This window comes from Paraburkholderia sp. BR13439 (genome assembly GCF_040948805.1).
GTDB lineage: Bacteria > Pseudomonadota > Gammaproteobacteria > Burkholderiales > Burkholderiaceae > Paraburkholderia > Paraburkholderia youngii.
Genome location: NZ_JBFPKN010000021.1, coordinates 31,415 through 49,627 on the forward strand (window position 1 = coordinate 31,415; position 18,213 = coordinate 49,627).

The 18,213-nt window shown below is 61.7% G+C and carries 17 protein-coding genes and 1 pseudogene; 9 read left to right on the top strand and 9 right to left on the bottom strand.

Going from position 1 to position 18,213, the window contains the following annotated elements:
- Positions 1-118 precede the first annotated feature (118 nt).
- Positions 119-1,078, bottom strand: a complete 960-nt coding sequence (locus AB3X96_RS32140) for an MBL fold metallo-hydrolase (protein ID WP_368592817.1) — start codon at positions 1,076-1,078, stop codon at positions 119-121.
- Positions 1,079-1,283: 205 nt separating this feature from the next.
- Between AB3X96_RS32140 and AB3X96_RS32145 the strand changes: the two genes are divergently transcribed.
- Both AB3X96_RS32145 and AB3X96_RS32150 read left to right on the top strand, forming a co-directional pair.
- A complete protein-coding gene (locus AB3X96_RS32145) occupies positions 1,284-2,087 on the top strand; it encodes an IclR family transcriptional regulator (protein WP_368592818.1) in 804 nt (267 codons plus the stop codon).
- A gap of 5 nt (positions 2,088-2,092) precedes the next feature.
- Positions 2,093-2,947, top strand: a complete 855-nt coding sequence (locus AB3X96_RS32150; protein ID WP_368592819.1) for an IclR family transcriptional regulator — start codon at positions 2,093-2,095, stop codon at positions 2,945-2,947.
- 7 nt (positions 2,948-2,954) lie between these two features.
- Here the strand turns inward: AB3X96_RS32150 and AB3X96_RS32155 are convergent, their stop codons facing one another.
- The 3 genes from AB3X96_RS32155 to AB3X96_RS32165 all read right to left on the bottom strand — a co-directional run bounded on the left by AB3X96_RS32155 (position 2,955) and on the right by AB3X96_RS32165 (position 5,778).
- Positions 2,955-3,146, bottom strand: coding sequence for a DUF2783 domain-containing protein (locus AB3X96_RS32155; RefSeq protein ID WP_013094246.1), 192 nt, complete (start codon positions 3,144-3,146; stop codon positions 2,955-2,957).
- Positions 3,147-3,151: 5 nt separating this feature from the next.
- Positions 3,152-4,837, bottom strand: a complete 1,686-nt coding sequence (locus tag AB3X96_RS32160) for an FAD-dependent oxidoreductase (protein ID WP_368592820.1) — start codon at positions 4,835-4,837, stop codon at positions 3,152-3,154.
- 581 nt (positions 4,838-5,418) lie between these two features.
- Positions 5,419-5,778: a hypothetical protein gene (locus tag AB3X96_RS32165; protein WP_176111823.1), complete on the bottom strand. Its 360-nt coding sequence runs from the start codon at positions 5,776-5,778 to the stop codon at positions 5,419-5,421.
- Positions 5,779-6,148: 370 nt separating this feature from the next.
- Here AB3X96_RS32165 and AB3X96_RS32170 point away from each other — a divergent pair, with 370 nt between their 5' ends.
- Both AB3X96_RS32170 and AB3X96_RS32175 read left to right on the top strand, forming a co-directional pair.
- Positions 6,149-6,877, top strand: a complete 729-nt coding sequence (locus tag AB3X96_RS32170) for a zinc-binding dehydrogenase (protein ID WP_368592821.1) — start codon at positions 6,149-6,151, stop codon at positions 6,875-6,877.
- Between the two features lie 155 nt (positions 6,878-7,032).
- The gene (locus tag AB3X96_RS32175) at positions 7,033-7,995 is read left to right on the top strand and encodes a lyase (protein ID WP_368592902.1); all 963 of its coding nucleotides are present in this window, start codon (positions 7,033-7,035) and stop codon (positions 7,993-7,995) included.
- Positions 7,996-8,067: 72 nt separating this feature from the next.
- Here AB3X96_RS32175 and AB3X96_RS32180 read toward each other — a convergent pair whose 3' ends face one another.
- From AB3X96_RS32180 to AB3X96_RS32190, 3 genes and pseudogenes are all read right to left on the bottom strand, one after another.
- A complete protein-coding gene (locus AB3X96_RS32180; protein WP_176111825.1) occupies positions 8,068-8,487 on the bottom strand; it encodes a DUF1810 domain-containing protein in 420 nt (139 codons plus the stop codon).
- Positions 8,488-9,187: 700 nt separating this feature from the next.
- Positions 9,188-9,931: an acetoacetyl-CoA reductase gene (gene phbB, locus AB3X96_RS32185; protein ID WP_368592822.1), complete on the bottom strand. Its 744-nt coding sequence runs from the start codon at positions 9,929-9,931 to the stop codon at positions 9,188-9,190.
- A gap of 785 nt (positions 9,932-10,716) precedes the next feature.
- Positions 10,717-11,423 (bottom strand): annotated as a pseudogene (locus AB3X96_RS32190) (NnrS family protein).
- Between the two features lie 281 nt (positions 11,424-11,704).
- Between AB3X96_RS32190 and AB3X96_RS32195 the strand changes: the two are divergent.
- From AB3X96_RS32195 to AB3X96_RS32210, 4 genes are all read left to right on the top strand, one after another.
- Positions 11,705-12,175, top strand: a complete 471-nt coding sequence (locus tag AB3X96_RS32195; protein WP_368592823.1) for a ribonuclease — start codon at positions 11,705-11,707, stop codon at positions 12,173-12,175.
- Between the two features lie 379 nt (positions 12,176-12,554).
- Positions 12,555-13,904, top strand: coding sequence for an NAD(P)/FAD-dependent oxidoreductase (locus tag AB3X96_RS32200; RefSeq protein ID WP_368592824.1), 1,350 nt, complete (start codon positions 12,555-12,557; stop codon positions 13,902-13,904).
- 86 nt (positions 13,905-13,990) lie between these two features.
- Positions 13,991-14,188, top strand: a complete 198-nt coding sequence (locus AB3X96_RS32205) for a hypothetical protein (protein WP_176111829.1) — start codon at positions 13,991-13,993, stop codon at positions 14,186-14,188.
- 254 nt (positions 14,189-14,442) lie between these two features.
- Positions 14,443-15,543, top strand: coding sequence for an NADH:flavin oxidoreductase/NADH oxidase (locus AB3X96_RS32210; protein ID WP_368592825.1), 1,101 nt, complete (start codon positions 14,443-14,445; stop codon positions 15,541-15,543).
- A 77-nt stretch (positions 15,544-15,620) separates the two neighbouring features.
- Here AB3X96_RS32210 and AB3X96_RS32215 read toward each other — a convergent pair whose 3' ends face one another.
- Positions 15,621-16,211, bottom strand: a complete 591-nt coding sequence (locus AB3X96_RS32215; protein WP_176111831.1) for a LysE family translocator — start codon at positions 16,209-16,211, stop codon at positions 15,621-15,623.
- Positions 16,212-16,312: 101 nt separating this feature from the next.
- Between AB3X96_RS32215 and AB3X96_RS32220 the strand changes: the two genes are divergently transcribed.
- The gene (locus tag AB3X96_RS32220) at positions 16,313-17,203 is read left to right on the top strand and encodes a LysR substrate-binding domain-containing protein (protein ID WP_368592826.1); all 891 of its coding nucleotides are present in this window, start codon (positions 16,313-16,315) and stop codon (positions 17,201-17,203) included.
- A gap of 33 nt (positions 17,204-17,236) precedes the next feature.
- Here AB3X96_RS32220 and AB3X96_RS32225 read toward each other — a convergent pair whose 3' ends face one another.
- Complete coding sequence (locus AB3X96_RS32225; protein ID WP_176123553.1) at positions 17,237-18,127, bottom strand: LysR family transcriptional regulator; 891 nt, start codon at positions 18,125-18,127, stop codon at positions 17,237-17,239.
- Positions 18,128-18,213: the final 86 nt, after the last annotated feature.

An 18,213-nucleotide genomic window follows, 5' to 3' on the forward strand; every position in this document is an offset into this window, starting at 1 on the left:
TCCAGGTGCGGAGCGCGCCTGTGCGAAGACGAGCGCGCCCGAGGCGTCTAGCGCGCCTTCATGGTTTGAACGGGGAAAAGGAAAGACCGGACGGTCTTTCCCGGAGTGCGTGGGGCGATCAGCTCTGCAGCGCGTCCCACATTTCCTTGTCGCGCTGCGCGGTCCAGATGCGCGGATGGCTGATGCCGCTCGCTTCGTCGTAGGCTCGCGACACGTCGAACGGCAGGCAATGCTCATAGATGAAGACATTGCCGAACTTCGGGTCCATCGCCTTGCGCGTGAGCGCCATCGCACCTTTCAGATCGAGCTTGTCCCTGAATGCGTCACGGCCCGCCTGCAATAGCGTGGTCACGAAGTCTTTCGTGTAGTCGAGGCCCTTGTTCACTTCCGCCGGCGACAGCAGCGCGGGGCCGCGGCCCGGCACCAGCTTCTCCGCATTCAGCGCGCGCAATGCTTCGAGCGTCGCCGGCCATTGTTCGAGTTGCGCGTCGCCGCAGTAACAGGCCGCGTCGTACTCGACCAGGTCGCCGGAGAACAACACCTTCTGCGATGGCAGCCAGACGATCGTGTCGCCCTTCGTGTGGCCCGAGCCGAGATGTGCGATGCGCACTTCGAGCTTGCCGAGAAAGAGCGTCATTTCCTTTTCGAACACCAGCGTCGGCCACGTCAGGCCGGGCACCGTTTCGACGCCTGCAAAAAGGCGCGGGAAGCGTTCGATCTCCGACTTCATATCGGCTTCGCCGCGCTCGACGATCATTTCGTAAGTGCCGCGGCTGGCGATCACCTGCTGCGCGCCTTCCTTGAAGTACGCCGACGCGCCCAGCACGCGCACCGCATGATAGTGCGACAGCACGACGTATTTAATCGGCTTGTCGGTGACGCTGCGGATCTTCGCGATCAGGTCTTGCGCCATGGCCGGCGTGGCGGTGGTGTCGACGATCAGCACGCCGTCGTCGCCGACGATCACGCCCGAGTTAGGGTCGCCCTCGGCCGTGTACGCATACGCGTTTTCCGACAATTGGGTCCACGTGATCTTCTTTTCTTCCAGGTCGGCCTGGGATGCGAAAACCTTCGCCATGTCTGTCTCCGTCTCGCGACTCGTTGGGGGATGACTAATAGTCGTCGTCGCACGGATATTTGTCAATGACAAGATAGCTTGTCATTAACTAAGCTAGGGTAAACTCCGTTGGTTGGTCGGCACGGTCCGATCGGATACCATCTAGGCCTTCCACGGGCGACACCGAACGGGCCGAATCTCCTTCGAGGCAAGGTCGGACAACACGATGGCTGAAACGACAAGCGAAAAGAAACAGCGGGGCATTCAAAGCGTCGAGGTCGGCGGACGGCTGCTGCAGGCGCTGGCGCGACAGCGCGAGCCGCTCGGGCTGACCGAACTGGCCGGCGAGGCGCAGTTGTCGTCGGCGCAGGCGCATACGTATCTGGTGAGCCTGACGCGCCTCGGTCTCGTCAAGCGCGACGCGCTAACCGGAAACTACGAGCCGGGGCCGCTATCGTTGCGGCTTGGCCTCATGCATATCGAACAGCAGCCCGTCTATCGCATCGCGGCGCCCCATGCGGCTGCGCTCGCGGAGCGGATCGGTCTTTGCGTCGCGATCTGCGTGGCGGGCGTGCAGGGACCGACCATCGTTCGGTACGAGCGCAGCGGTGCGCCACTGCATGTCAATCTGCACATCGGCACGGTGATGTCGCTCGAAGCGACATCGACGGGCCGCGTTTTCTGCGCGTTTTGCGCACCCGAGCAGGTCGCGGAAATGGCGCGAAGCCAGGCGCAGTCGGCGGAGCCGACGCCGGCGCGCGGCCGCGCTGCCAAAGGGTCGGCTAGCGCCGAATGGCGCAAGCGCTTCGATGAGATCCGCGCGCGCGGCATCGAGCGCGGTATCGATGCGCCGAGTCCTGGCATCAGCAGTCTGAGCGTGCCGGTGTTCGATGGCGACCAACGGATGCAACTCGCGTTGACGGCGATCGGCTCGTCGGGCTCGATCGACGTCGCGTGGGATGGCGCGGTCGCACGTCAGCTGCTCGACACTTCCCGACGCATCACCGAAGCGCTGGTCACACCCACCTGAGAATCATGCAGATCGAAACCCCGGACGCGTCCGACGCGAACACGCCCCCACTCGGCGATACGAAAGCTCAGCGCGGCATCAGCGCGCTCGACAACACCGGTGATCTCCTGCTGGCACTCGTTGCCGCCGGCCGCCCGCTGTCGCTGCGCGATCTGGCCGCCGCCGCCGATATGGCCGCCGCCAAGGCGTTTCCGCATCTGGTGAGTCTGCTCAAGGTGGGCTTGCTGAGCCGCGACGACGCGGGTCTTTTCAGCGCGGGACCGCTCGGCATGGAGCTCGGCCTGATCGCGTTGCAGCGCATGTCGCCGATTCGCGATGCCGAACCGGAGATCGTCACGCTCGCGGCGGAGTCCGGCATGAGCGTCGCAGTGGCGATTCTTGGACCTTTGGGGCCTACCGTTATCCGCTTCGAGGAATCGGCGCGACCGCAACACGTGAGCCTGCGCGTGGGCACCGTGATGTCGCTCGTCAACACGGCGATAGGGCGCGTGTTCGCCGCGCATCTCGCGGACGACGTATTGGCCGGGCTGTTGTCGCAGGAATCGATCAGACTTGCTGGCGCGCCGGCCGCGGAGGTGTTCGTGTCGTCGAAAAAGGGCGCGCCGTCATTGGTCCCGACCTATCTGGCACGGCGCGCGAAAGTGCGCAACGACGGTATCGATGACGCACTCGATGCGCCGGTGCCGGGCATCGGCGCGTTGGCCGCGCCCGTGTTCGATCACACAGGCAGCGTCAGTCTGGTGGTCGCGGTGATCGGTCCGTCGGGCGGCTCTGACTTCAGCCTGGGCGGCGCGACCGCGCAGAGGCTGCTCGCCACGACACGACGGCTGTCGTGGCGGTTCGGCTGGATTGGGCGCTGAACCTGGTTCAATCCGCGCGCGCCAGCGCGAGCGCTTCGAGCAGCACGTCGGCATCGCCGATGTGGTTGGCGAGCAGCAGCACGAGCTTCGCGTTCATGAAGTGGCTTTGCTCGTCGGTCAGTCCGTTGTGCGCGTCGATGAGTTTTTCATAGAACGCATCGGGATCGGCCATGTTCGTTTCGATGTTCAGCTTGGTCATGATGGTTATCCGTTGCAGGTTGCGCGATCCACGGCCTTGGTGACCGATGCGGTGTCGAGAGCGCGCCAGCGCGCGCAGACGTGCTGGTCCGGACGCAGCAGATAGAATGTGCCGGGCCGCGCATCGAAGCGATGCGTGACGATGCCTTCTACATCTTCGATCACCGTGACGTGAGGCATGTCCGGCAAAGCGGTCACGGGCGCGCCGCGCGGCACGACGATCAACGAGTGGACCGGCACCGCGAGACCTGCGAGCGCGCGAAGCTGTTCGGCGCATTTCGTCAGGTCGTCTCCCTGGCCGCAGAAGTGCACACCCGTGAAGCCGCCATGTCCGGTCTGATTCAGGAACCAGGCGCTTTCGCCAGCCACCTTGACGGGCGCGTCGGTGCTTGCCGCACCGGGCACCATCCCACAGGTGAACACGTCGGCGTCGGGTGTGTTCAGCGGCGAGTCGCGCAGAATCGCCGGCACCGACAGACGGCCGCTGTTGACGATGCACCGCGCGAACGGACACTCTTTCGCGAGCTTGAGCGTCGCATCGCGGAACATACGCGACACCGCGCTTTTCGGCGTGATGAAGTCGGTGGCGCGCGATGAGTTCAGGATGTTTTCGTCCGCCGCGTATTCGCGCTCCGATGCATAAGTATCGAGCAGCGCCGGCGGCGCGTCGCCGTTGACGACGAGCCGCAGCTTCCAGGCGAGATTGTCGGCATCCTGCACGCCGCTATTCGCGCCGCGCGCGCCGAACGGCGAGACACCGTGCGCCGAATCTCCCGCGAACAGCACGCGGCCATGCCGGAAGCTGTCCATCCGCAAACACGAAAACGTGTAGACGCTGACCCATTCGAGCTCGAACTCGGCATCGTCGCCGAGCAGCGCTTTGACGCGCGGAATCACTTTTTCAGGCTGTTTTTCCGCGACCTGATCGGCGTCCCAGCCGAGCTGGAAATCGATGCGCCAGACGTTGTCGGGTTGCCTGTGCAGCAGTACCGATTGATTGCGATGGAAGGGCGGATCGAACCAGAACCAGCGTTCGGTCGGAAATGGCGCCTTCATTTTCACATCCGCGATCAGGAAGCGGTCTTTGAAGGTTCGACCGTGGCTGTCGAGACCGAGTGCCTTGCGCACCGCGCTGCGTGCGCCGTCGGCGGCGACCACGTATTGCGCGCGCATCGGATAAATGCCGTCGGGCGTTTCGACCTGCAACTCGACATGGTCGTCTTGCTGCGTCACTCCGATCACATTGCTCTTCCAGCGCATTTGCAGATTCGCGGTCTGCTTCGCCTGGTCTGCCAGATAGCCTTCGACGTAGTACTGCTGCAGGTTGATGAACGCAGGTCGCGCGTGGCCTGTTTCGGGCAGCAGGTTGAAGGTATAGATCAGCTCGTCCTGCAGGAACACTTTGCCGACGTTCCAGCTCACGCCTTTGTCGACCATCTGCTTGCCGCAGCCGAGACGGTCGAAAATTTCCAGCGTGCGCTTCGCAAAACAGATTGCGCGCGAACCGCTCGACAGCGTGTCGTCGTTGTCGAGCAGCACGGTGTGAACGCCCTGCTGGGCCAGATCGATGGCCGCGGACAACCCGACCGGGCCAGCGCCGATCACGACGACCGGATAGGTGAGCGGGGCGCCGGCATCGTGGTCGGCGGCTCGCTCATAGTCGAAGCGCATCGTTTGGTAGTCGATCTGCATGGCGTCTCCGGTTCTGCGGATATCGTCGATTAATCTATAGCAAGCATTATTGCTCCTTGCTAACGTTGCTCATTTTATAAAGCTTTTCGAGCGATCGAATCTGTATTTACCCTGGTGCGGTTTGCTCCCGCATGTGCTGACCTTGCAACGAAATCGCTGACTCGCAGGTCGTGGAGGCGATTCACCGAGTGAGTGTTCTCGTCGCGGAAATCAGCAACGCTGGTGCGCCGCAGAGCGTCGGCGTCGGGCAAGTCGGTGAAACGGTCAATCAGATGGACGAAACAACGCAGCAAAACGTAGCGCGCGTCGACGAAAGGGCTTCGGCGGCGGAGAGCTCGAGGCAACAGGCTGCAAACCTCGTTGACTGCGTTGCACAGATCAGGTTTTGAGTGAGGTGGCCGGCCGGCTTGCTACGGAGAAGTTGCTAAAAACTGCCATATGAAAAATTGCGGAGCCGCTCGCACATGCGAGGGCTCCGCTGCTAGGAAGGGCCGGGTGCCGACTGATCATCTTCGATTGGATTTTTCTCCGCTGAGGACCGGCCCCCGCTCTTCCTGAACAAACCCCGTAGCGTTTATGACTCATTGGGTGGTATGCGCCGCGCCGGCCTGAGTCGTGCCAGGTTGTGCCGATTCAGCCAAGGCCGCGCGTGCGCGGTCGCGGGACTCGCTCGCCGCCTGGTTGCGTTCTTGGCGGGCATCGCGAGCTTCGGCCCTGAATGCCTTTCTGGCTTCCGCGGTCCGGGCGCGTTGTTCGCGGTTGGCCTCGCGAATCTCGTTTCGCTTCTGAACGATAGGGTCATTGTGGGTAGTCGCCGGTACGGTAGCAACCTCTGCGACCGGGGGCGCCGTCGTGGTTGGCTGCTGCGCGATAGCTGCGCCCGAAGTCATCAGGCCGAGCACGACGAGCGTTGTGGCGATTCGGTTGGTAAGGCGGCTCATGATTTACTCTCCGTTCAATTGAGGTCTACTGAATAATGACGACTGCCTTCTAAGTGAGGTGAGGTTGTCAGCCGACTGCGGTTGCCTCCGGTACAGCGAGGCGCTGATGGACTCTTTCGGATTCGTCTCAGCACAGGACCCATTCTAACGAACGTCACGTTCATTTCAAATAGCTTTCAGTGAGGTTTGCCAGGGTAAACCCTCTATTGGCAGGGCTGAATTTAGTGCCCGACCTTGCGGGGTCGCCGCTGATCGTCCGTCCGGCGGGTCTCCTCGTGTTGATTTACGCAGTTGTGCCGACGAGCATTCGACGGTGTGTGAATCGACAACCGGACCGCCACGACTGAGCGAAACCAGCGGAGACGGGTTTATGCGAGCGATCCAGGTTCATGAATACGGCGGTCCCGAGGTGCTGCGCCGTGTCGAGCTCGACATACCGAAGCCGGGTTCCGGCGAGGTGCTGATATCGTGGGGCGCATACGCCGACTTTGCGATCGTGCCCGCCGCGCGGCTCGCGCGCCTGCCGGACGATATCCGCTACGACATTGCGGCTGCGTCGATCTTTCAGGGTTCGACGGCGCACTATCTGATCGAAGACGTGGCGAAGCTCGAAGCGGGCATGACCTGTCTCGTGCATGCGGCCTCAGCAGGCATCGGACAGTTGCTCGTGCAGCTTGCGAGACGTCGCGGCGCGGAAGCGTTCGCGACGACGAGTACGCCGCAAAAGGCTGCTAGCGCGCGAGCGCGCGGCGCGGATCACGTGATGCTCTATGAAAACTGCGCGTTCGCTGATCGGATTCGCGAGTGGACCCACGGGAGGGGCGTCGATGTGGTGTTCGATGCGGTCGGCAAGACTACCTTGCGCGATAGCTTTCGCGCCGCACGCGTGCGCGGCCCGATCATCAACTATGGTTCGGTCACGGGACCGATGCGCGACCTCGATCCCTACGAACTTGGTGAGGCGGGCTCGCTGTTTCTCACGCGTCCGCGGCTGGCCGATCATCTCGCCGATGCCGCCACGGTGCAGCGGCGAGCGGACGATGTGTTCGCCGCCATCCGGCAAGGCGCGCTCAATGTCGAGAGCGCTGCCGGGCACTGAAGTGTCGGGTTGAGTTCGGCAAGTGGTATTCGTGATACGTTAGCTGACACAGACAGCGACGGAGACCGCAGATGCTGATTCCTCTCACGAACTGTACCCCGCGATCGACCGCCCGGTTTGTGATTGCCTTGACGATCTGCGCCAGCGCTTGCGCGATGAGCACGGGCAACCTTGGCCTCGCGCAGGCGCAAGCACAGCGGCCATCGTCGTTCGAAAGCTTCGTCGTGCCGGCCGGCAGCGCACCGCATGACGTCGCACCGGCGCATGACGGCACCGTGTGGTACACCGCGCAGGCGCGGGGAGCGCTCGGGCGGCTGGACCCGCGCAGCGGCAAAATCGACACGATCGCGCTCGGCACCGGATCGGCGCCACATGGCGTGATCGTCGGTCCCGATGGTGCGGCGTGGGTCACTGACGGCGGCCAGAATGCAATCGTGCGCATCGATCCGAAGACGCTCGCCGTCACGCGTTTTCCGCTGCCCACGGACCGGTCAGACGCCAATCTGAATACCGCCGTGTTCGATAATCAGGGGCATCTGTGGTTTACCGGGCAAAGTGGTGTCTACGGGGAGCTCGATCCGCAAAGCGCACGCATGCGCGTTTTCGATGCTCCACGCGGCGCGGGGCCCTACGGTATCTGCGTGACGCGCACTGGGGATCTGTATTTCGCTTCGCTGGCGGGAAGCTACCTCGGTCGCATCGACCGGACGACGGGCGCGGCACAGATCATCGAGCCGCCAACGGCGAATCAGGGCGCGCGCCGCGTCTGGGCCGATTCCAGCGGGCGCGTCTGGATCAGCGAGTGGAACGCCGGCAAAGTCGGCGTATTCGATCCCGCGACGCATCAATGGCGCGAATGGCGGCTGCCCGGCAACGGTGCGCACGCGTACGCAATATTCGTCGACGACCAGGACATCGTCTGGCTCAGTGAATGGAGCGCTAATGCGCTAGTGCGCTTCGATCCGCGTACTGAGCGGTTCGACGTCTTCCCATTGCCGCGTGACCACGCGAACGTGCGTCAGATGATGGGCCGTCCAGGCGAGGTCTGGCTGTCCGAATCCGCGACCGATCATCTGCTGCTTTACCGGTCCCGTGCAGCCGGTGCGGGCCGGCAGTGACGCCACACTTCCCCGAGAACGGAATTGCGCAGTCCGCCGCGCCCCACGTGCGCAGGCCCGCTACCAAAATGGCTAGAGCAGTTGGAGGGTTCGCGGATCGGCCTCGCCGCCGAAATATTTGCGCAAAGCTTCGACAAATACATCGTTGTCGTTCGTGGCGCGCGCGAACAGGGTCACCGACGAGCGAAACTTGAGGTGATCCGGATAGCCGAAAATTTCTTCGATGGAGCGGTCGCTGACGAGGTTGACCAGTTGCGTGGTTTCGCGCAGCCGTGCGCCAAGTATCGGGTGGCGCAGGTACGCTTGCGCTTCGGCCAGCGACGAAAGCGCGAATCGCTGAGCCATCGCGCTGGTGCCGAGCCCCTCGATTTGAGGAAACACGAACCACATCCAGTGGCTTCGCTTACGTCCATGCTTCAGTTCATCGCATACCTGGGCGTAGACCGGGTCCTGTGCATCGAGGAAGCGTTGAAGGTCGTAGGGATCGTCCATTTCGTACTCCGCTGCAAACGTGGAAACCTATCATTGAATCGCGATTCTCGCGCGCATGATCGTACAGGTCTACGATCGATCTTCGCCCTGTACCGGCAATGGAAGAGACTTGAGTAGTCTCACGAGCCTTGCTCGCTGCAACGGAGTCAGCCCTCGCGTAGCGCTCAGTTGCTGAACCCGCGCGCGCCAGTAGACGCCGGTGAACAGGGATTCCGCGGCACCCGCCGACAGGACCCGTTCGAGATGGGAAATCGCGTCCTCGGCAGTCTGGGGCGAATAGGGGCTCGCTCTGTCTCCAGAAGGTTTTCTGCTTGTAGTTTTCATCCACTTCTCTCAATGTGGTGACCGACTGAATCCGGTCTGTACGTCAGGCGTCAGGTAAGCCTGCTTCTTTCAGGCAATACATATGCGCTGGTGGTATCCATGTACGGCGTGCAATCACTTTCGTGCGCGCGTTTGATGCCACGAGTCGTAACGATTCAGTTCCCGCAGCATTCGTGCCCGCATTCGCTCGCGTCGATAGTGGCTAACGACCATGAACATTGCGATACCAAGGGCCGTGCCTCCGATCACCAGGCCCATCCAGGTTTCACTCATCACGCGTTCCTGTCTGGAAAGCATAGGTGTGTTGCGTAAGCGGTTCGGGCCGGTTCGTGCGGTGTCTCTGCACGAACCGGCTTGCGCGGGCGTCGCGCGACTGTTACTGCATGTGCTGGCCGCCGTTGATCGCAACATTGGCGCCGGTCACGAAGCCGGCGTCGTCCGAGCAGAGGTAAAGCACGAGCGCCGCCACTTCCTCGGGCTTGCCCAGACGCCCCACAGGAACGTGCGGCAGGATCTTCGTATCGAGGATCTCCTGAGGGATCGCCGTGACCATCTTCGTGGCCAGGTATCCCGGCGAAACCGTGTTGACGGTAACGCCCTTACGCGCTACTTCCAGCGCCAGCGATTTCGTGAAGCCGTGCATGCCGGCCTTGGCAGCTGCGTAGTTGGTTTGGCCGATCGAGCCTTTCGAGCCGTTGACGGACGAGATATTGACGATGCGCCCCCAGCCTCGTGCGACCATCTCTTCGCACAGCGGCTTGGTCATGTTGAACACCGAGTCCAGGTTGGTGCGGATGACTGCGTCCCAGTTGACCTTGTTCATCTTCCGGAGCGTCATGTCCTCGGTGATTCCGGCGTTGTTCACCAGAATGTCGACGGGGCCGACTTCAAACTGAATTTTGGCTGCGCAGTGCTGGCATGAATCGTAGTCGGCCACATCAACCGGATACGCGCGAAAGTTCCTGCCTTGAGCTTCCATGTTCGCGAGCCATGCCGCTCCGCCGGTGTTGTTCGGCGAGTACGTGACTACCACCGCATAACCTGCATCGTGCAGTTTCGTACTGATCGCTTCTCCCAGACCGCCCATACCGCCAGTCACTACAGCAATTCGTTTCGTCATTCTTTCCATCCGTGATCGTCATATCTGCGAGGAACGTGAATAACCCAATGGCCGTCTCGCACAACCCGCCATTGCTTTGACACAACGTATTGCCGCGACCTGAATTGCGTCAGGTCGTCCGGCGAAAATGAATCGGTCCTCTGTCTCTGTCGCGGACAAATGGCACGGTCTGCCTCGCGGGTTCCGCACGCATTCGTCTGCTGACCAGGTAGCGCGAGCACTCCGCTTCTGATGACGTCATTGGCAGGACTAATTAATCAGATGAAACCGCGAAGGGGATTCGACAAAGACCTGATTGCACAATAAGACGCGCTTCGCGTACGCTTACCTTGCTCTTTATGGTACCGGTAACAACTGAAGGTGCAGAGAAGCCGTCTGATGTCCTTCGATTGCGATAGGCGCACCGTGTCGGCTAGGTATCGCAACAGCCGTAAGTTCGACCGACGAGGCGATATTAGTAGAAAAACTACATCCTTGCAACGACAGAAATGTAGTTTTTGTACATCTTGCCTGCCGACTATCGCCCACGCATTCTTGAAGTCAGTGCGAACGATCGTTCGCGCGTCCGGTCGTCCGACCACAAAAGCGGATGGGTTATATCGACGGCGCGGGCCCGCACTCAGTCACCGAAGCGTCAGCGCCGATGCTTGCCGGCAGGGAAGGAGACTCTGTTTCGACGGTTCGATGGCAACGCCGCGAGCGAGCGGGCGTCGGGGCGAAGTGAAGGCGTTCGGAGCGGCTACGACGGATCTCGCTTGCTAGCCGCTTCGAGGAGGACGGGTTCTTCAACCCGGCTTGCCATCGACACGGGCGAGGACAAGCCCCGCTGCGTATCGGACGCAATAGAGAACCAGCGCGGCCGCCCAGCATAGACCGGATGCGTATATCCAGGCCATCGTGAACTGCGGCGCGAGCCAGGGGCCCAACAACCGAACCAAGGTCGCCAGAATGAACAGACCGTAGCAGGCGACCTCGACCTTACCGGCCACGAGTTCGCGTCCGGTGTGTCCGCGTGCGGTCCGCGTGATCATCGCGATGATCGCGGTTCCAATGACTCCCACCGTGAAGGTATGAATCGCGAGCGAATGCGGGGCGACGCCGAGGGCGGCGAGTGCCAGCATCACGAAGCCCAATGGAATTCCCGCGTAGGCGATATGAAGGATCAGGAGGATCGGGCGCTAGCCAGTGCCGCGAGGCTGGCGCCAAGCGCGGGATTCGTGCTGGTCCACGCGCGAACCGCTGTCAGCAGAAACCCGGTGACGATTGCCGCGCCAAACCCAAAGATCATTTCGTGAACGTGCCACAGCGTTCCCGGCATGTAGGACGTGGAGTCCAGCAGTGGCCAACCTGCCAGCGCGCCGAGCCAGAGCAGCATCGCAATACAGCCGAACAGAGCGCCGGCCAGGTAGAAAGGCCTGAATCCGAGCGCCCACAGAGCGATGCGGGGTGGTGTGTCGACTTGACCTGATGCGATCCTGACGGTCCGCTTCATGACTGCTCCAACCGGCGACTAGATGGTGATTCATCTTATACACGCAGGACCTTTTCGCCACACGCGACGAATGTTCGCGCCAGCGGAGCCATCTGGCCGCCCGATGACGCTCCTCAGACGAAGCCTCACTAACAGCATCGTCAGGTGCGGTGGAACCGATCGGCCTGGTTGTCATGGAAAAGTGCCAATTTCCGATCGAACGTTGATTCGCCCCGTCATTAGCGATACCTTTACATCTATCCTGGTCGTCGGACGCTGGTCAACGAAGGGAGAACCGTTTCGTGAAGAGAGCGTCAGCTTTCTCCTGCATCGTCGCGTTGAGCGTGATCTTCGGCGGATGCGGCAAGCAGGGACCGCAAAACGCCACTGAGGCATCGGGCGCATCTGCGAGCTCGGCGCCGGTTCAACCTGCACAAAGCGCGAGCGAAGCGGCCGCGGCCTCGGGCGCGCAAGGCACGGTGGCGCTGGTCACTGTCACCAAGGCGCAGTTGCCGGCGGAGGCTGCCGAAACGCTGCGCCTGATCAAAGCAGGCGGCCCCTTCCCGTTTAGCGACGACGGCGTCCTGTTTCGTAACACCGCGGGCTTGCTGCCGAAACATCCGCGCGGCTACTACCACACCTATACGGTTCGCACACCTGGCGCGACGGATCGCGGGCAACGCCGGATAGTCTGTGGCGGGCCGCGCAAGCAGATCGGCGAGTGCTATTACACCGACGATTACTACGCCAGCTTTAAGCGCATTGCAGCATAAAGACGGAATCAACTGCGCGAGCGCTGCACGCCTGCCGACCGTATCAATCCCGCGCTCCTGACCATGCGCTAGCGATCAATGCCGATCGCGCCGGCGATGATGGCGTCCTCGTGTTCGAGCAATGGATAACTCGATGGCCGCCGCGACCGCATCCCATTGGCGCTGACCGAAGTTGTCCCATGGGTCTGCGTTGACAACGATCCTTATCTCCCAGCAGACGATCTCAAGCGGTTTTCAGACGGCGCGATCCGTCAATCAGAAAAGCTGAAGGCAGCCATCAGAACTATGAGATTTTCCTGCCATCGGGCATCTGCGATAGTGGTTCTCAACCGTTGCGTTGGATTACCGTACCGCGCGTCGTCGACCAGGGAGAATCTTCATGCATCGTTTTGTGATCGTGGGAGGAGGGGCGGGCGGCATTGAACTCGCAACGAGGCTAGGCGATCGTTATGGCGGTCGACGAAGAGGCAGGGCGCAACGTGCGTCCATTACGTTGATCGACCGCAACCCGACGCATATCTGGAAGCCCCTATTGCACGAGGTCGCAGCGGGAAGTCTCGATCCATTCGCACAGGAACTGGCGTATGCCGCGCAAGCACAGTGGCACGGCTTCCAGTTCATCCAGGGCGAACTCGTCGGACTGGATCGTGGCTCTAGACAGGTTCTGCTTTCGCCACTGCTCGACGACGACGGAACCGAACTGATTCCGCCGCGCCGAATCGAGTACGACTCGTTGATTCTGGCCATCGGTAGCACAACGCACTACTTCGGCGTGCCGGGCGCGGCCGAGAACTCGCTCGCGCTTGACAACGTCGCTCAAGCGGAACGCTTCAGAAAGCGCCTGATTGCAGCTTGCATTCGCGCCGAACAAACACAAAACGCAGGTGAGCGGGATGTTGGCGGAGTGCCTGGCGAACGCGCGCCTCGTGTTCAGGTCGCGATCGTTGGTGGTGGCGCTACGGGCGTGGAATTGTCCGCGGAATTGCGCAATACCGCGAAGGTACTGTCATCGTACGGCTTGCATCGGCTCGACCCCACACACGACGTCGGGATCGTGCTGATTGAAGCAGGGCCGCGGATTCTGCCAGCGTTGAAAGAACGCGTGTCCACCGCGGCTGCAAGATTGCTGGGCAAACTCAATGTCAAGTTGATGGTCGACGAGCGGGTCGCGGAGGTCACGCCCGGATTTATCCGCACGAAGAACGGCAAGACGATACGTGCGGATCTCACTGTGTGGGCCGCCGGCATCAAGGCGCCCACGGTGCTTTCAACTCTCGATGGTCTGACAGTCAATCATCTGGGGCAACTCAGTGTGCGTCGCACGCTTCAAACCGAGCTGGACGACCATATTTTTGCATTCGGCGATTGCGCGGCGTGTCCATGGTTGGGCTTCGAGCGCAATGTGCCACCGCGCGCCCAGGCGGCTCATCAGCAGGCATCGTTTTTAGTCAAGGCACTCGGGCGACGCATCGAGGGACAAAAGCTTCCGGAGTTTGCCTATCGCGATCTCGGCTCGCTAGTGTCGCTCGGGCATGCAAATGCGGTGGGGAGTCTGATGGGAGGCCTTATCGGCGGCAGCATGCTCGTGGACGGACTGCTTGCCCGCTTCATGTACCTGTCGCTGTATCGGATGCACGTTGCGGCGCTGCATGGCTATGCACGCATGATCGTCAATACCCTCGCGCATCGGCTCCGTCGAAGCACGGCGCCGCACGTCAAACTGCACTGAGCAACAGTTCGTTGTAAATGGCCGAAGGGTCTGGCCGTGACAAATAAATCAACCGATTCCAAACACCAGCAAGACGGAGAGAGACCATGAACAGCTTCGACCAATCGCCTTTCAGCGTCGACTCGAGCAGTGGCGCCACGCGCGCTCGAAACGGCAAGGATGGTTCTGAAAATCGATCGCGCTCCGTGTACCGATCGTTTCTTGCATCGACGGTATCGACGATCGCCTCGAATGTGCCTGAGAGGCCGGACGTGTCGTCTGCCGCTGTTCTTGGCTACAACTGACACGCTTCAGGTCATGAAACGGCCAACTCACCGATTGAGCCGGAGCTCACGGCTATTCTGGTCAGGAATTGGCCTTATGAAGAATCTGCGCATTATCACTCCCCGATCTTGCAACTACGATCTGGCTTTCATCCATCACCAGACAGAAGATCTCCATGCCTCTCTCTCGCAGGCAAAATCGCCGTCAATAGTCGAGGTCATCGAGATTCGCGGAGTCAGCCTGGTTTGCGGTGGCGTTGAGTCAAGGAGTCGATATGAATCAGCCAACGCTATTCACGCCGATACAAGTCGGCAACCTGAAATTGGCCAACCGGATCGTGATCGCCCCGATGGCCCAGTACTCCGCCGAACACGGCCAGATGAACGATTGGCACCTGATTCACCTCGGCCACCTGGCGCTTTCAGGTGCGGCGGCACTCACGATCGAGGGGACGGCGGTCACCCCCGACGGACGCACCAGCTATGGTGACGTCGGGCTCTATTCGGACGAGTGCGAAGCCTCCATGGCACGAGTGCTGGGCGGCATTCGGCGATGGTCTGACACGCCGATTGGAATCCAGCTCAACCATGCTGGCCGCAAGGGGTCTCGACAGAAACTATGGGACGGCGGCGCACAGATTCCCTATGATCACGCGAATGGTTGGCACACCTACGGCCCGTCTCCGGTCGCTTTTGCCGCCGGAGAGACACCACCCACCGCCTTGGACCGCGATGGCCTGGCCGCCATTCGGGACGCGTTCTCGGCCGCAGCGCAGCGCGCCTCCCGGCTCGGGTTGAATTTCATTCAGATTCTTGGTGGGCACGGCTACCTGCTCCATCAATTCCTGTCGCCTCTGTCAAATCACAGGGACGACGAATACGGCGGTTCATTGGAAAACCGGATGCGCTTTCCACTTGAAGTTTTCGAAGCCGTGCGAGAAGCGTTTTCGCATGATCGCCCCGTGACGATGCGAGTATCCGCTACCGACTGGGTGGACGGCGGGTGGTCCGTGCAGGACGCGATCGCTTTTGTCCACGCGCTGGAGGCTAGAGGCTGCGCCGCAATCAATGTCTCAAGTGGCGGTTCGAACCCAGCCGCGCAAATTCCGATCGGGCCTGGCTATCAGGTTCCCTTCGCGCGGGCAGTGAAGCAGGCGACGACGCTCCCTGTCATCGCCGTCGGCATGATCACCGAGTTCGAACAAGCCGAATCCATTCTCAGCACCGGAGACGCCGATCTGATCGCGCTTGCTCGGGCCGTGCTCTTTGACCCTCGCTGGCCTTGGCACGCTGCCGGTCACTTTGGGACTCAAGTCAAGGCGCCGAACCAGTATCTTCGCTCTCAGCCTGGTCGGCTGCGAAAGGTGTTCGTTTGAATCGGCTTCGTCGATAACGGGGCGGCGACCAGGGCGGCGACCAAACTTCCGACACATCGACGAACGCGGCGTCAGGCTTATCGCCAGGTCGGAATGACGGATGCGGCGAGCAGCACGCCCATCGCGAGATTGAGAAGGCGCCAGTGGCGTGGCGTCCGAAAGAGCCGCGCGAGTAGCACGCCGAGCGCGCACCATAGCGCGAGCGACGCGCAGGCAGCCACCCCGAACGCTCCCCCGAGCAGCATCGCGAGGCGGTTCGGGTTGTTTGCGAGCAGCGCGAACGACGCCGCCGCGCCGACTGTCATCGCCCACCCTTTCGGATTGAGCCAGAGCAGCAGGAAACCGTTGACGAGCGTAACCGGACGCGCCGGGCCGTTGCCCGCGTTGGGCGGCCCGCTGCGCGCTATGCGCCAGGCGAGCCATAGCAGATAGGCGGAGCCGAGCGCTTTCACCGCCGTTTGCAGCGACGGCAGCGCCAGAAGCAGACCGCCCAGCCCGAGCGCGGCGAGCGCAGCGAGCAACGCAAGGCCCAGAGCAATGCCGAGCATCAGCGGTATCGAGCGTACGAAACCGAAACGTGCGCCCGAGGCGGTGGCGAGCGTGGTCGCGCCACCGGGCGTCGCGGTCGCGACGGCGACGAAGAGCAGAAGCGGGAGTATCGAGGTCATCGGTGCAGATTCGAAATCAAGGAATTTGCACTGTACGGATCGTCAAAGCATCGTAAAAGCTAATAATATTGATGCGGTACATTACGCGACATAATGCATAGATGAGCCGAAATCTCCACCTCGATCTGATCCGCACCTTCGTTGCCGTCGCCGATAGCGGCAGCATGACGGTCGCTGCGAATTTGCTGCACATGACGCAAGGCGCGGTGAGCCAGCAGATAAAGCGCCTCGAAGATGTGCTGGATTGCCTTCTGTTCGTTCGCAAGACGCGCCGGCTGGAACTGTCGCGCCAGGGCGAGCAGTTTCTCGTGAAGGCGCGCAAGCTGCTTCAGTTGAACGATGAAATCTGGGCCGACATGACCGCGCAGCCGTTGCGCGGCGCCTTGCGTGTGGGCGTGCCTCCCGATCTCGTGACGCGGCTTGCGCCCGCGATGAAGGCATTCGCCGACGCGCATCCGCACGTCGAAATAACCTTGATGTGCGCGGCGTCGCCAGAACTGAGCGAGGCGGTGAATAGCGGTCGCGTGGACGTGTCCTTGGTCGAATATGTCGCGAGCGAAGCCGAAGGTGAAGTGGTCTGCATCGAGCCGTTGGTGTGGGTCAAGGGGCGCGGCAGTGAGGTGTGGCAGAAGCGGCCGTTGCCGCTGTCGATGGTGGACGAGCGTTGTGCTTTCCGTTCGGTGGTGCTCGGTGCGCTCGCGGACGAGGGCATCGCGTGGCGAACGGTGTTCGAGAGCGGAAACATCGAGGCGACCGCCGCAACGGTGCGCGCGGGCCTCGCGGTCACGAGTTGGCTCGCCTCCACGGTGCCGGCCGATCTGGAGACGCTCACGCCTCGCGTAAGCGGCTTGCCTGCACTGCCTCCATTCGCGATATGTCTGCGCTTGCCCGCGACGGTTCAGCCAGCGGCGCAGGAATTCGCGCGCCATGTACGCGAGTCGATGTCGAGCGACGCAAGCACGCGACGCGCGCCGCTAGCGAACATCGCGTGACGTACTGCGTTTGAAGTGCGTTCCGGAGCGTTCCTACAAGCGCTGCGGCAGCGCAGCCGCGAAAAAATCAGTGACCCGGCGCACGCGCGCAGGCACGAAACGCCGCCGCGGCCAGATGATGCTCACATCACGGGCGTCCCGAATGAAATCGTCGAGCACGGTCACGATGTCCGGATGCTTGAGTTCGTCGGCAAGCGAGAGCTTCGCGAAGAGGCCGATTCCCACGCCCCCGAGCACGGCCGATCGGATCGTCTCGACGCTATTCGACGACAGGTTGCCTCGCACCGGCACGCTGAACCGGCCTCGTGGCCCATGAAAAGGCCAGTTCGCCGATTCCAGCAGACCACCGTAGAGCAGGCAATTGTGATTGGCGAGTTCCGCAGGTTCCCTCGGTACTCCGTGTTGCTCGAAATAGCGACGCGATCCGACACAGACCAGCGGCGTGCTGGCAATTCGCTTCACAACCGAATCCGGATCGTTGACGGAGCCCACTCGAATCGCGAGATCGATTCGATCCTCCACCATATCGCGCACGAAATCCGACAACACAAGATCGACCCGAAGACCGGGATGGCGCGACAGCAGCTCGGGAATCAGCGGAAGAACGTGCAGGCGGCCGAACGTAGAAGCGCAGGCGATCCGCACAAGGCCCGAGACATCCAGCGTGCTGCTGGTCAGTTCGCTGTCGGCCACCTCGATCTCGTCGAGCAACGGCTTGGTCCGCTCGTAGTATTTCTGCCCTTGATCGGTCAAGGTCACGCTGCGTGTGCTGCGGTTGAATAGCAGTACCCCGAGGCGCTTTTCCAGCGCGCCGATCGACTTGCTGATAGAGGACTGTGACTCGCCGGTTCTGCGCGCCGCGGCGGAAAAGCCGCCGGCTTCGACAACGGCGAAGAAGGCGTTCAATTCGTGAAACCGATCCATTGCATTCCTCTCGTGGGACCTATTCTTTCGGTGAATGGATCTTATGATAAATCCGCCGATTATCATTCGTGGGGGCCGCAATTACG